Genomic DNA, 12,535 nt, shown 5'->3' with positions numbered 1-12,535 from the left:
AGAAGTTCCAACTTTTTTATTTTCAAAAAAATGACTAAGAATTTGCCCCTAATCCCTAGAAGCTTGCCTAAAAAAACTGGCTTTGACTACTTATCTGAGCGGGAACTATTTTATCTCATCCGTGGATATCTAGGGGGGATTTGGTTATAATGGTTGAGAATGAAGGAAGGGAGGCCATGATGAGTTATCAAGCTTTATACCGGAAGTGGCGGCCGCAGACCTTTGCTGATATTGTCGGCCAAGAAGCGGTTTCAAGGACCTTGAAGAACGCCATTAATCAAGATAAGACCAGCCATGCCTATTTGTTTAATGGGCCACGGGGAACTGGAAAGACCAGCGCTGCCAAAATTTTTGCTAAGGCGATTAACTGCCCTAATCAGAATGCTGGTGAGCCTTGTAATGAATGTCACCTCTGTCAGGCCATTACTGAAGGCCGCTTGGCAGATGTGATTGAAATCGACGCGGCCTCTAACAATGGGGTGGAGGAAATCCGTGATATCCGTGACAAGGTCCGCTATGCGCCTACCGAAGCGAACTACAAGGTCTACATTATTGATGAAGTCCACATGCTCTCAACCGGGGCCTTTAATGCCCTGTTAAAAACCTTGGAAGAGCCACCCAGCCGGGTCATCTTCATCTTAGCGACAACTGAAGCCCATAAAATTCCGGCGACAGTGATTTCCCGGACCCAACGTTTTGACTTTAAGCGGCTGTCTAACCAAGCCATTAAGGACCGGATGGCCTATATCTTAGGTCAAGAAGGGGTTACTTATGAAGCTGAGGCCTTGGAATTAATTGCCCAAGATGCCAATGGGGGCATGCGGGATGCTTTGAGTTTGTTGGATCAGGTGATTTCTTTCTCCCAAGGCGAGATTACCACGGCCATGACCCGGCAAGTGACGGGGATTTTAAGCGATGAGCAAAAAATTGCCTACGTTGAAGCTCTAGGCCAAGGCGATACTGACCAAGCCTTGGCCGTTCTAAGGCAGATCCTTCAAGCTGGCCGGGAAGCTAGCCGTTTTGTCGAAGAGATGCTGCTTTTTACCCGCGACCTCTTATTAGCTAAGCAAAGTCAAGGGCCTAAAGACACGGAACTGATGAAAAACTATGACCAGTCTTTCTATGACTTGGCCAAGAACTTAGACCGCGATTTGATTTACCAAATGATGAAGGAATTTCGCTCGGTCCAAGAAGATATCCGTTTTGCTATCCAAGGCGATATTTATTTAGAAGTGGCTACCATTAAATTGGCCGACCTGCCTGCAGGGGATAGCGATTCCTCTAGAGCGACTATGCAGGCTCCAAGTGATGGAGAATTTCAGCAATTAGCTCAATTAAAGCAAGAAGTCCAAGCCCTAAAGCAAGAAATCGCCCAAGTAAAAGGGGGGCAAGGCCCTTCTCCAGCAAGCCCATCCCCTGCTAAAGAGGAAGCTAAGCCGGTAAGTGACAAGCGACCAAAAAAGGTCCAAGGGCAATTTAAGCCGGCCTATTCAGCTATCTATAAGACTCTGAGCCAGGCCACAAAGACCGATCTCAACCAGGTCACCAGTGTTTGGCCTCAGGTGGTTGAATCTCTTCCTACCGTTCAACAGGCCCTCCTCCATCAAACGGAGCCGGTCGCTGCCAGTCCGGAGGCTTTTGTCTTGAGTTTTGACTATGAGATTTTCTGCCAAAGGGTCTTTGAGGATAAAGAATTACAAGAGACCGTTGCCAACCACTTACAAAATCAAATCAACCATCCCGGCCGGATGCTGGTGATGACAAGTGAGCAATGGCAGGAGGCTCGGGGGCGTTATGTCAAGGCCTACCATGAAGGCCGCAAGGATGAACTGATCCAGTCCCAAGCCGAAAAAGAAAATAGTGAGGCCAGCCAAGCCGATAGTCCGACAAGTCCAGTCGCTTCCCAAGAAACTGAAGCTCCTGTGACCCAGGAAGCTGATCAGCCACTTCCACAAGAGGAGTCCTCTTCGGCTTGGCTATCACAGGAAGACCAGCAAGCTCAAGATCCGCTTACCCAAACCATGGCTGATCTCTTTGGGGCGGATAATGATAATGTTACCCTCAGCAATGATTAATCAAAGAAGGAAAGAGGAAATCAAATGGCAAACAATATGATGAACATGCAAAAAATGCTCAAAGAAGCTAAAAAAATGCAAGTAAAATTAGAAGAATCCCAAAAGGACTTGGAAAAACAAGTCTTTGAAGGCAAGGAACCTTCAGGCATGATTAAAGCCAAGGTAGGCGGCGACCGCCGGGTTAAGGCTATTGAAATGGATCCAGCCGTTATTGATCCTGAAGACCCTGACATGCTGAGTGACCTCCTCATTGCGGCAGTCAATGACGGTTTAAGTAAGGTGGATAGTGCTCAAGAATCGAATATGGGAAACCTTTCTAAAGGCTTTCCCGGCTTCTAGGAACTTGCTTTAAGAAGTGGGGGAGCTCAGGCCCAAGCAGTCTGAAGATTTTCCCACTTTTTTATTTAGAAGGAGTTGAAACCATGCAATATCCCGAACCGATCGCGCGCTTGATCGATAGCTTCAAGAAATTACCCGGGATTGGGGCCAAAACAGCGGCCCGTTTAGCTTTTTTTGTCCTGGATATGGACCAGGCCGATGTGAATGACTTTGCTGAGGCCTTGAACCGGGTCAAGCAGGAAATGACTACCTGTTCGGTCTGCGGTAATGTGACCCAGGAAGACCCGTGTTTAATCTGCCGGGATAATGACCGGGAGGGGTCGGTGCTGATGGTGGTTGAAGAGGCCCGTGACGTGATGGCCATGGAAAGAATGCAAAACTACCACGGCAAGTATCATGTTCTTCATGGCGTCCTCTCACCTATGGATGGGACCGGACCGGATGACTTAAATATCCGCTCGCTTTTGCAACGTTTGCAGGATACCCAGATTCAAGAAGTCATTATTGCGACTAATGCGACCGCTGAAGGTGAGGCGACGGCTACCTATCTGGCCCGGTTAATCAAGCCCGCCCAAATCAAGGTCAGTCGGATTGCTTATGGACTATCGGTGGGTAGTGACATTGAATATGCGGATGAGATGACCCTGATGCGGGCCCTTGATGGCCGTCAGGAACTCTAAGGGGAGGATTAGGATGCCAGGTGTATTTATCAGCTTTGAAGGACCGGATGGATCAGGAAAAACTACCTTAATCAAGGGACTCAAGGCACGTTTGGACCAAGACTTAAAACAGGCTCCGATTTTTTCTAGGGAGCCGGGGGGAGACCGGATCGCTGAAGAAATTCGTGACATTATCCTCTCCCCAGCTAATACTGAACTCGATGCCCGGTCGGAGGCCTTGCTTTATGCGGCGAGTCGTGCCCAGCACCTGGCCCAAAAGATCCGTCCTGCCCTAGCTGCTGGAAACATGGTCCTCTGTGACCGCTATGTGGATAGTTCCATTGCCTACCAAGGTTATGGCCGCAAACTTGGGGGCCAAGCTGTTCAGTTGATCAATGAATTTGCGATCGATGGCTTACTGCCCGATTTAACCCTCTATTGTGATATTTCCGCTGAGGAGGGCATTGCCCGGATTGAAGCCGGCCGGACTAATGAAATTAACCGCTTGGACCAAGAATCCATCGCTTTTCACCGCCGGGTCGTCCAAGGCTACCAAGACCTCTTGAAAGAAAACCCGGACCGGATTGTTCCCATTGATGCTAGCCAACCCGCTGAGGTCATGCAAGCGACCGCTTATGAGTTGATCCGCCAACGTTTTCCCCAATTTTTTTCCTAGTAGAAAGGACAGCCCTAATGACGCAAGCCTTTGCCATTGAAGAAAAACAAAGCCAACTGGCCCAGTTGATGCGCCAAGTCATCCAGAATGGCCGCTTAGCCCATGCCTATTTATTTGAGGGCAATGCGGGTTCTGGCCAAGCCGACATGGCCATTTTTTTGGCAGCGGCTTTATTTTGCAGTCAAGAAGACAAGCCCTGTGGTCAGTGTGACCATTGCCAGCGGGTGATCCGGGGTGACCATAGTGATGTGGAATGGCTGACCAAGGACGCTAACAGTATTAAAATTGACCAAATCCGTGAGCTCAAGCACAACCTATCCCTGACTGGTTTAGAAGGCCGGGTCAAGGTCTTTGTGATTGAGGCAGCCGAATCCATGACCGTGCAAGCGGCCAATTCCTTGTTGAAATTTCTGGAAGAACCCCACCAAGATGTCTACATCTTCCTCTTGACCAATAATCGGGAGACGATCTTACCAACTGTCCAATCCCGCTGCCAGGTGATCCACTTTCCCTCCCTAGCGGTTGACCAAGCCGTCCGTCTCTTTGTTGATCATGGGATTGGCAAAGCCCAGGCCCAAATCATTGCCTGGTTGACGACGGACTTGGATAGCGCCTTGGCTCTAAATGACAACCAGGTCTTCCATGACCAGTGCCAGCGCCTGGACCAGTGGCTCCAGCTGATTGTGGCTAGAGACGGGCGCGCCTTTACCATGGTAGCCACCGATTGGATGAAGCTCTCCCGCAGCCGCCAGGACAACCAGCTCCTCTTGCAGCTCTTGACTCTCTTACTCAGGGATTGTCTCTTAATTAAGAGTCAAAGTGATCAGGAAACCCTAGACCAGGTTCTCGTCCGCCCCGATCTGAAGACCAACCGCCAGGCCAAATACCAGGCCTACCCAGAGGGCTTATTCCTTGACCTGCTAAAATTAGTGACCAAGGCGCAAAAAATGATCAAGCAAAATGTCAGTCCCCAGGCCAGCTTGGAATACTTTGTTCTAGAAGCCTGGAACTTAGAGAAAAAATACCTATAAAGCAGAGAAAAAGTGCTCCTGGTAAGTTCGAAAATTTGCCAGAAGCGCTTTTTTATAGTTTCTAATCTTGAAAGTAAAATTGCTTTTTAAAGTCTGAATCAATTGGACGGGAGAAGGCTAATTCAAATCCTAAACCCATAAAACCTAAGTGGTCATAGAATTGCCGGGCGGGACTATCCGCGTCACAGATTAAGATCAGTTTCTTGTCAGCCTGCTGAGCCTGGTCATAGGCCCATTCGACCAGCCAGCGCCCAATTTCTTGTTTCTGCCAGTCCTCACTTACAGTCAGGTGGTCAATCTCTAGGTAGTAGCGGGAAAGGATCACTTGCATAGCAGCGATGACTTGCCCCTGGTCAAAGACGGCAACCTGGTGAATATTGTCCTTAAGGAAGGCTTCTTGGTAGTAGCCCTGCATTTCCTCTTGGTAGGGCAAGCCATAGTCCTTGTCATAGTAGGCCTGGAAGGCTAGAAAGGCGGGGAGGCTGTCGGACTTAATTTCTTCGAGCTCAAGTTGAGGCGACTGTCTTTTATTTTGGGGGCATTGGTAGTTTTCGAGACTAACCAGCTCAGTGATGGCCAACTGGTAGCCAGCATCAGAGAGATAGGCATAGAGTTCATCATCAACCCCTTGGTTCATAGGGAAGTGGATATTGATTTCTGGCAGGTCAAATTCACTGGCGTAATCCATATATTGTTCCTCGAGGATCAACCACTCGTCCAGACCTGGGTTAAAATCGAGGGCCATGAAGTTACTGAGCGGGACATGGCGGGCCGCTTGATTGGCAAAGATTTGGTAGAGTTCATTATCCTCATAGTGACTGATCCAATGGTAAGTGGCATTAAAGTCTAACATACTTGCTCCTTCTTGCTGATTTTATCCTTAGTCTACTGGAAAAAAGCCCATATGAGAATACGAGTGGCTTGATTTTTTCCTGACTTTAAAAAGCCATAAAAAACTTCAGTCTCTGCCATCGAAAAAAATAGAATTATGATAAAATAGGTTTTGAGTTTAATGGTCTATCAGAATATGTAATAAGGAATGATAGTATGGAGACAAGAGATATTGTCACTCGCCTCAATACCCTCAGCGAGCAACTGGGCCAAATGCAGACCGAACTAGAGACAATTATCGATGAGTGGGGTAAAGAATTAATCAAAAATCAAGACCTACAGATGGAAAATCATTATTTAAGAGAACGGGTCAACCAATTATTAGCCAATGACCAGCCGGAAGAGAAGGAGGTTGCTCCCGAAGAAAAGGATGGGCAACGCTCTCCTGCCTTACAGAACCTCTTAAATATTTATGAAGATGGCTTTCATATATGTAATATTTCCTATGGCCAAAGACGAGAAAATGCTGAGCAATGTATGTTTTGCTTAGATATTCTTTATGGCATGGAAGGTAAGCGTTAGGAAGGGGATTGGATGACGCTATTAGCCAATGAGCGCATTGATCAATTAAGCCAATTTGACCGGGAGATCATCCAAAGTGATGATACTTTTTCCTTGTCGACAGACGCCTTGTTTTTAGCCTATTTTGCCCGGGTGAGAAAGACCAAAAAGCAAAGAATTGTCGACTTCTGCTCTGGTAATGGGGCCATCCCTTTGATCTTATCAGCCATGACCGATGCACCCATCGAAGCTATTGAAATCCAGCCCGAACTAGCTGATATGGCTAGACGGTCGGTGGCCTTAAATCATTTAGAAGAGCAAATCACTATCCATACCGGCAATATCAAATCCGCTACTAGCCTGGTCAAGCCGGAATCGGTGAATGTGATTACCTGTAACCCGCCTTATTTTAAGGTCTACCCGGACTCTTGGATTAACCCTAATGACAAAAAGGCTCTGGCCCGTCATGAAATCGCCATGACCTTGGAAGATATTTTCAAGCAGAGCCAAGCCTTATTGAAGGAGCGAGGGCGCTTAGTCTTGGTCCACCGACCGGAACGCTTGACTGAAATGATCCAAGCGGGACTCAAGTACCGGCTCATTCCCAAGCGCTTGCGTTTTGTCCACCCCAAGCCCGATAAGCCGGCCAACACCCTCTTAATTGACTTTATGAAGCAGGGTCAAGAAAAGGGTCTGCAAGTTCTTCCGCCCCTCTATGTCTATACCAAGGACAATGTTTATACGGAAGAAGTGAAGGCTTATCTCCACCAAGGATAATAACCACCCTCGCCACTACATGTATGTGCTTCTCTGTCACGATGATAGTCTCTATACCGGCTATACCACCGATGTTGACCGTCGCCAGGAAGAACATAATCGTGGCAAGGGAGCCAAGTATACCCGCCCAGCCAGCCGGCGACCCTGTGCCATGGTCTTTGCCAAGGCTTTTTCTAGTCGCCAAGCCGCGACCCAGGCGGAGTATCGTTTTAAGCAATTTTCCCGTGCCGAAAAGATTAAGCGTCTAAAGGCTTACGGTGTTAGTGACTTTCATTACCGACCAGGTATTTCTTGCCAGCGCGTCGGTTTAGATGATGACTACAATAGAGAAAGAAGGTGAGTCCATGCAACAACAAAAAAGTTTTGCCAGTGAAGCGAGTCAAGGCAATCTTTATCTGGTGCCTACCCCAATTGGTAACCTGGAGGATATGACCTTTCGGGCCCTCAAGGTCCTTAAAACAGTGGACTTGATCCTGGCTGAAGATACCCGCCACACCCAGAAGTTATTGAACCATTTTGAAATTGATAAACCGCAAAAAAGCTTCCATAAGTACAATACCCAGGAGCGGATCCCTGAAATTCTCTCCCTTTTAGAAAGTGGCAAGAACTTGGCCCAGGTTAGTGATGCTGGTATGCCTGTGATCTCGGACCCAGGTAGCGAACTAGTCCAGGCCTGTCTCAAAGCGGGTATTCGGGTGATCCCCCTGCCAGGCGCCAATGCGGCTTTGACCGGATTGATTGCCAGTGGCTTAAATAGTGAAGCTTTCACCTTTATCGGTTTCCTAGCCAAGAAGGCAAAGGACCGCCGTCAGCAATTAAGGGCCTACCAAAATGCGGGGGAAACGCTAATGATCTATGAGTCTCCTTACCGGATCAGCCAGACCATTGAGACAGCTATTGAGGTTTTTGGCCCCGACCGGCCAGCTTGTGTCGTTCGGGAATTAACCAAGTCCTATGAGGAATTTAATCGGGGATCTTTGGCGGAACTGCGTGCTTATTACCAGGAAAATCCCGTCGTCAAGGGGGAAATTTGTTTCTATATTGAGGGCAACCCCCATCCCAAGTCAGCGGCGGAACAGTTACAGGCAGGGATTGACCACCTGCCGCTCAAAGGCCAAGTGGAATGGTGGATGGAAGAAGAAAAACTTTCCTCTAAGGAAGCCATTAAGAAAGTGGCTAAGAATAAAGGGCTAAAGAAGCAAGAAGTTTACCAAGCCTACCATGAAATCGGTGGGGAGGCCCCATGATTTTCTACCTAGGAGGTGGCTTACTTCTTGCCATCGCTTTATTACTCTTTATCCTGGCCCCGCGTAATTTGTGGGACTCCTGGATTGCTAGTCTGGGACTTATTATCCTTTTTTACGCCATGGGTAAGGACCCCAACTTTGCGGAATCCCAGTGGTTGTCCTTCATCTTTCATGGGATAGAGGTCTTTGTGAATTACATTGCCCCTTCCTTACTCCTGATTTTTGGACTAGCCATGTTTACCTATGCCTTATCCCTCTTTCAAGAAGAACATAATTATCTCCAACTGGTGATTGGACTGAGCCTGGCGGTTTTCTTAATTCTGGTGGGCCTTGTGCATTATTACGTTCGCTTCAACCCAGAATTGATGGCGGATAAGCATTGGCTGCATATTTTAGACTTTGTGGTCGCTTACTATGTCTTACTCTTGATTAATTTCCTGGTCAATTCTCTAAGACTCTGGTTGATTGAGGATGACCGCAAGCAGGATTATATTATTATCTTGGGCTGTCTATTTAATAGTGATAACACGGTGTCTAAGATGCTAAAGTTGCGTTTGGATGCCTGTTTAGCCTATGTGGGGCGTCAGAAGTTTCTCTACCACCATATTCCTATTCTCATTGTTTCTGGAGCAGCCACAGTAGCAAATAGTGACTGTTCAGAAGCTGATGTCATGGCCCAGTATTTGAAAGCCCAGGGCATCCCCGAGGAAAAGATTTGGCGAGAAGACCAAGCCACCAATACCCATGGTAACTTTGCCTACAGTAAGCAACTGATCGAGAGGATCCAACCCGTTAAGAGCGCCCATATTGCCTTTATTACCAGTGCTTTCCACCTTTATCGCAGCCAACTCTATGCCAACCTGGAAGGACTCTACCAAGTCACCGGATTCGGGGCCAAAACCACCCTAAGGGAAAGCTTTAAACATGGGATTCGAGAATTCGTCGCCATCTTATTTATGCACCGCAAGCTGCATTTATTGATGACGGTGGTTATGTTTGGGATTGGTTGGCTCAATTATATTCATTTTGATTAAGATGATTTACTAAGAGAGGAGCTATTGATATGCTACAAGAATTTAAAGATTTTATCGCTAAGGGTAATGTGATTGAATTAGCTGTCGGGGTTGTTATGGGGACTGCCTTCACTGCCATTGTGAACTCCCTGGTTAAAGATATTTTAACCCCATTATTAGGGATTATTTTAGGAAATATCGACTTGTCAGCTTATAGTATTGAAGTTGCCGGAGCCACATTTGGTGTGGGGAACTTTGTTAACGCTATTATTTCTTTCTTATTAATTGCCCTGGTGCTATTCTTTATTGTTAAGGCTTTTAGCCACTTCAAACATGAAGAAAAGAAAGTTGAAGAAGCTAAGCCAAGTAATGAAGAAGTCCTATTAACAGAAATCCGTGATTTATTAAAGAACAAATAGAAGCTAAGGACTCCAGACGGGAAGAGATCCATCCATTCTATTGTAGGCAAATAAAAAGCGAAGCTAGTCCAATGGCTAGTTTCGCTTTTTGTTTTCTTTTATTATCTATTTTTTATATTATGGTGGGGAATTAATTTTTGAAAAAATTGTTTTTATATAGTTTGAGCAGTAGTGACGCTTTGAAACGAGTCGTTAGCCATGAACCAGCAAGCATCAGGGTGTGAGGGCTGGCGCTAAGCTTTCGTTCACTGGAGCAAGTCACCAAAGCAGTCTGCAAGACTGCGGCGGGAACTTGTGAAGTGACACGAAAGCTGCCAGACCGAGCCCGACTCGAAGCGAATTATGCTGAAGCCGTTCGAAGCAAAGCGAGTTACGGATTCAGTATGCGTAGCTATATCGTAGGCGTTAGCCGTACGAGATATTTGAGTCTCGTTAGGTGAGGGAAGAAAAAGGTAGCAACGTTGCTTTCGCAACCTTGAACTATATCTCTAAGTCGCCTTGCTTCAAGAGCTATAGCTGCCCGAACCGATGCCATGGCTCTATAACGACGAAGTTTCAAAAGCATAACGAATGCTCAAGCCTACTATTAGGTAAGTATATTTATTTTTAAAAAGATATATAGTTCTCAACCGGGTAGTCTTGAGGGTCGAGTTGTAAGTCTTGACCGGTGACCATGGCGGCGAGTTCGTGGCCGATAATCGGGCCGGTAGTTAGTCCGCTTGAGCCCAGGCCAGAAGCCACATAAATATGGTCATACTTGGGCAGGGCCCCATAAAAGGGGGCAAAGTCGCTGGTATAGGCTCGGGTGCCGACCTTAATAGCTTGGTAGTCAGAGAAATCGATGGCAGGTAGTAAGTCCTGAGCCGTTGTCATAATTTCTTCTAAGGCTTGGAGATTGGGACTCAGGTCAAAGCCTTGGTCATTTTCATGGGTAGCTCCTAAGAAGAGGCGTTGACCTTGGTGGGGGATGATATCAGCTTGACCCTCGGGCATAATCAGGGGCCATTGTTCAGCTTGGCTGATATGGTCGTAGACCAAGAGTTGTCCCTTTTGGGGTCGGATATCCACATTTTCTGTGTAAGGGGCCAGAATCTCTCCTAGCCAGGCGCCTGCTGCGATAATGACCCGGTCATAGCTTTGCTGTTGGATCTTGACCTCCGTCGAGCTGATGGCGTCAATGGAGACTGCTTCAGGGATGACGGTTAATCCCTTATCTTGAGCGGCGTTGAGGAGCTCCTGGCAGAGCAAGTCGCCGTCAATGACAGCCGCCCCAGAATCAATTTGAATCAGATCCTGGTCATAGGCCCAAGGGGCTAAGGCAGCTTGGGTTTGGCTAGGCTTTAGGCGCCGAATTTGGCCGATGAGAGGGGCGTTTTCCTTACGCCGGTTGGCAATGGCCATGAGTTCGTCAATCATTTTTTCCCGCTTTTTCAAAAGCCAGGTAGTCCGTTTTTGGTAGGCTTGGGAAGTGATGCCGGCTTGGGCTAAATCAGCGATCAATTGGGGGTAAAAATGGGCCCCGGCGTTGGCCATCCGGTACCAAGGCTTATTGCGACGTTTGGAGAACCAGGGACAGATAATACCGGCTGCTGCCTTAGTGGCCTGGCCAATCCCGCTATCGTAGAGGGTGACTTGGTGGTCAGTCTGGCTGAGATAGAAAGCGGTTACCGAACCGACAATTCCTCCACCGATGATGGCTATTTTCATGCTTAATCTTCCCCTTTCTTATCTTCGTCATTGTCTTGGTCATGTTTTGCTTGGCGGGCGGCCTTGAGCTTGGCTTCTTTCTCAGCCTTGGCCCGTTTTTTCTTTTGCGACCGGTAGGAAGCCCGGCTGATGAGCGGGGTATTGAAGAGTAAGGTTTCCCAAATTCCTGTTCGATTAGTGCTGTCCTCCTCATTTTCAAGGTCATCAGCCTCTAAGTCATGGGCGTGTCCCTTAGCCAGACGGACATCATCATCGCTTTCTTCTTCCTGGTCATTATCCAGCTCTTGCTTGTCCTTGCCTGGGCTCGTCAAGGCCTGGTCATAGACTAAGTAGCCACTGACAGTCAGGATAAGGAGGAAGACCAGCCAAATGGGGAGCTTGATGACTAAGACTTGGTAAAGTAAGGAAAAATAAGGAACCAAGCCAATGAGGAGGAGAATGATGGTAATAATGATTAAGTAGACCCAATTATAGCCTTCATTCCAAGCGTCTCCGTAGTCACTGGATCGAGTAAATTGAAACACAAAAAAGATAAACATGATGGAGAGTAAAAGTTCCAACAAAAGGCCCAGGACACTAAGGGGCAGGGGCATATTTAAAGCCTGTCCCCAAGAATGATAGGCATTGAACCCTTGGAAAAAGATTAAGAGGGCGTAAAAGCCATAAGAAATGACTAGAAAGAGTAACAGGTACTTAGTCAGGGTGTGGGGTTGATCGTGGATGGTGACTAAGTGGTGCTTTCTGATAATCTTACGGGCATAAGCCTCGGCGTCATTAGGGAAGAGGTATTTGGGCAAGAGATGGCGGGTTTGGGCCCCTTCCAAACGGTCAAGGAGTTGGCTCAGGTCTTCATCAATTGTCAGTTGGGGCTCGGCGTGGGTGTAGAGATAGGCCTGGCATTGGAAGAAGTACTGCCGCCAAGGTTGGTCGAGGTCTTTAGCCCGATTTTGATTGCTGTGGTAGACCTTTCTAGCTTGGTCTTTTTCTTTTTTTAGCGCTGCTTTTTCTTCACTGGTTTCAAACACGTCTATTACTCCTTTATTTACAAGCATCATTATTAGCTATATTTTAAAGGAAGTCGGTCAAAATAGCTACTCCTCAACTATAAGGACGAATTTTTATATTTTCCGCCACTCCATATTTTCTATGCTATAATAATCAATAAAAATTTATAATTATTGTGTTTTCTAAAGGAAAGGA

14 protein-coding genes are annotated in these 12,535 nt (G+C 47.1%); 11 read left to right on the top strand and 3 right to left on the bottom strand.

The genetic code is table 11. The annotated features are described in order from the left end of the window. The first annotated feature begins 149 nt into the window (after nucleotides 1–149). From dnaX to holB, 5 genes are all read left to right on the top strand, one after another. Entirely contained in the window at nucleotides 150–2,075 is a 1,926-nt protein-coding gene (gene dnaX, locus DBT50_RS07880) for a DNA polymerase III subunit gamma/tau (RefSeq protein ID WP_111852097.1), read from the top strand. A gap of 24 nt (nucleotides 2,076–2,099) precedes the next feature. Further along, a complete protein-coding gene (locus DBT50_RS07875) occupies nucleotides 2,100–2,414 on the top strand; it encodes a YbaB/EbfC family nucleoid-associated protein (protein ID WP_111853290.1) in 315 nt (104 codons plus the stop codon). A gap of 83 nt (nucleotides 2,415–2,497) precedes the next feature. Further along, entirely contained in the window at nucleotides 2,498–3,094 is a 597-nt protein-coding gene (recR, locus tag DBT50_RS07870; protein WP_013669471.1) for a recombination mediator RecR, read from the top strand. A 13-nt stretch (nucleotides 3,095–3,107) separates the two neighbouring features. Then, on the top strand, nucleotides 3,108–3,749 hold the full coding sequence (tmk, locus tag DBT50_RS07865) for a dTMP kinase (RefSeq protein WP_111852098.1): 642 nt from the start codon (nucleotides 3,108–3,110) through the stop codon (nucleotides 3,747–3,749). 17 nt (nucleotides 3,750–3,766) lie between these two features. After that, nucleotides 3,767–4,780 carry a DNA polymerase III subunit delta' gene (gene holB / locus DBT50_RS07860; RefSeq protein ID WP_111852099.1) on the top strand — a complete coding sequence of 338 codons (1,014 nt, stop codon included), beginning with the start codon at nucleotides 3,767–3,769 and terminating at the stop codon, nucleotides 4,778–4,780. A gap of 61 nt (nucleotides 4,781–4,841) precedes the next feature. Here the strand turns inward: holB and DBT50_RS07855 are convergent, their stop codons facing one another. Next, on the bottom strand, nucleotides 4,842–5,633 hold the full coding sequence (locus DBT50_RS07855; RefSeq protein WP_111853291.1) for a GNAT family N-acetyltransferase: 792 nt from the start codon (nucleotides 5,631–5,633) through the stop codon (nucleotides 4,842–4,844). Nucleotides 5,634–5,827: 194 nt separating this feature from the next. Between DBT50_RS07855 and DBT50_RS07850 the strand changes: the two genes are divergently transcribed. Genes DBT50_RS07850 through mscL form a run of 6 tightly spaced genes read left to right on the top strand, consistent with a single transcriptional unit; the run spans nucleotide 5,828 to nucleotide 9,628 of the window. Further along, on the top strand, nucleotides 5,828–6,193 hold the full coding sequence (locus DBT50_RS07850; RefSeq protein ID WP_111852101.1) for a DNA replication initiation control protein YabA: 366 nt from the start codon (nucleotides 5,828–5,830) through the stop codon (nucleotides 6,191–6,193). Between the two features lie 12 nt (nucleotides 6,194–6,205). Further along, the gene (locus DBT50_RS07845) at nucleotides 6,206–6,949 is read left to right on the top strand and encodes a tRNA1(Val) (adenine(37)-N6)-methyltransferase (RefSeq protein WP_111852102.1); all 744 of its coding nucleotides are present in this window, start codon (nucleotides 6,206–6,208) and stop codon (nucleotides 6,947–6,949) included. A gap of 19 nt (nucleotides 6,950–6,968) precedes the next feature. Then, the gene (locus DBT50_RS07840; RefSeq protein ID WP_111852103.1) at nucleotides 6,969–7,289 is read left to right on the top strand and encodes a GIY-YIG nuclease family protein; all 321 of its coding nucleotides are present in this window, start codon (nucleotides 6,969–6,971) and stop codon (nucleotides 7,287–7,289) included. 4 nt (nucleotides 7,290–7,293) lie between these two features. Then, nucleotides 7,294–8,196 carry a 16S rRNA (cytidine(1402)-2'-O)-methyltransferase gene (gene rsmI, locus DBT50_RS07835; protein WP_111852104.1) on the top strand — a complete coding sequence of 301 codons (903 nt, stop codon included), beginning with the start codon at nucleotides 7,294–7,296 and terminating at the stop codon, nucleotides 8,194–8,196. After that, nucleotides 8,193–9,230 carry a YdcF family protein gene (locus tag DBT50_RS07830; RefSeq protein WP_111852105.1) on the top strand — a complete coding sequence of 346 codons (1,038 nt, stop codon included), beginning with the start codon at nucleotides 8,193–8,195 and terminating at the stop codon, nucleotides 9,228–9,230. The genes rsmI and DBT50_RS07830 overlap by 4 nt, the downstream gene beginning before the upstream one ends. A 29-nt stretch (nucleotides 9,231–9,259) precedes the next feature. Then, complete coding sequence (gene mscL / locus DBT50_RS07825; RefSeq protein ID WP_064292603.1) at nucleotides 9,260–9,628, top strand: large conductance mechanosensitive channel protein MscL; 369 nt, start codon at nucleotides 9,260–9,262, stop codon at nucleotides 9,626–9,628. Between the two features lie 606 nt (nucleotides 9,629–10,234). Here mscL and DBT50_RS07820 read toward each other — a convergent pair. Both DBT50_RS07820 and DBT50_RS07815 read right to left on the bottom strand, forming a co-directional pair. After that, the gene (locus DBT50_RS07820; RefSeq protein ID WP_111852106.1) at nucleotides 10,235–11,335 is read right to left on the bottom strand and encodes an NAD(P)/FAD-dependent oxidoreductase; all 1,101 of its coding nucleotides are present in this window, start codon (nucleotides 11,333–11,335) and stop codon (nucleotides 10,235–10,237) included. A gap of 2 nt (nucleotides 11,336–11,337) precedes the next feature. After that, nucleotides 11,338–12,360, bottom strand: coding sequence for a hypothetical protein (locus DBT50_RS07815; protein ID WP_111852107.1), 1,023 nt, complete (start codon nucleotides 12,358–12,360; stop codon nucleotides 11,338–11,340). Nucleotides 12,361–12,535 lie beyond the last annotated feature (175 nt).

This window comes from Aerococcus tenax, assembly GCF_003286645.3.
In the GTDB taxonomy this organism is placed as follows: Bacteria; Bacillota; Bacilli; order Lactobacillales; family Aerococcaceae; genus Aerococcus; species Aerococcus tenax.
The sequence above is the reverse complement of the archived record's forward strand: the minus strand, read 5'-3'. Positions and strand labels throughout refer to the sequence as shown.

What these genes read in the sequence shown, in the direction of transcription:
- DBT50_RS07820 (WP_111852106.1), bottom strand. Translation starts at nt 11,335, where the DNA reads ATGAAAATAGCCATCATCGGTGGAGGAATTGTCGGTTCGGTAACCGCT.
- rsmI (WP_111852104.1), top strand. Translation starts at nt 7,294, where the DNA reads ATGCAACAACAAAAAAGTTTTGCCAGTGAAGCGAGTCAAGGCAATCTT.
- DBT50_RS07845 (WP_111852102.1), top strand. Translation starts at nt 6,206, where the DNA reads ATGACGCTATTAGCCAATGAGCGCATTGATCAATTAAGCCAATTTGAC.
- DBT50_RS07855 (WP_111853291.1), bottom strand. Translation starts at nt 5,633, where the DNA reads ATGTTAGACTTTAATGCCACTTACCATTGGATCAGTCACTATGAGGAT.
- DBT50_RS07850 (WP_111852101.1), top strand. Translation starts at nt 5,828, where the DNA reads ATGGAGACAAGAGATATTGTCACTCGCCTCAATACCCTCAGCGAGCAA.
- DBT50_RS07840 (WP_111852103.1), top strand. Translation starts at nt 6,969, where the DNA reads ATGTATGTGCTTCTCTGTCACGATGATAGTCTCTATACCGGCTATACC.
- DBT50_RS07830 (WP_111852105.1), top strand. Translation starts at nt 8,193, where the DNA reads ATGATTTTCTACCTAGGAGGTGGCTTACTTCTTGCCATCGCTTTATTA.
- dnaX (WP_111852097.1), top strand. Translation starts at nt 150, where the DNA reads ATGGTTGAGAATGAAGGAAGGGAGGCCATGATGAGTTATCAAGCTTTA.
- tmk (WP_111852098.1), top strand. Translation starts at nt 3,108, where the DNA reads ATGCCAGGTGTATTTATCAGCTTTGAAGGACCGGATGGATCAGGAAAA.
- holB (WP_111852099.1), top strand. Translation starts at nt 3,767, where the DNA reads ATGACGCAAGCCTTTGCCATTGAAGAAAAACAAAGCCAACTGGCCCAG.
- mscL (WP_064292603.1), top strand. Translation starts at nt 9,260, where the DNA reads ATGCTACAAGAATTTAAAGATTTTATCGCTAAGGGTAATGTGATTGAA.
- DBT50_RS07875 (WP_111853290.1), top strand. Translation starts at nt 2,100, where the DNA reads ATGGCAAACAATATGATGAACATGCAAAAAATGCTCAAAGAAGCTAAA.
- recR (WP_013669471.1), top strand. Translation starts at nt 2,498, where the DNA reads ATGCAATATCCCGAACCGATCGCGCGCTTGATCGATAGCTTCAAGAAA.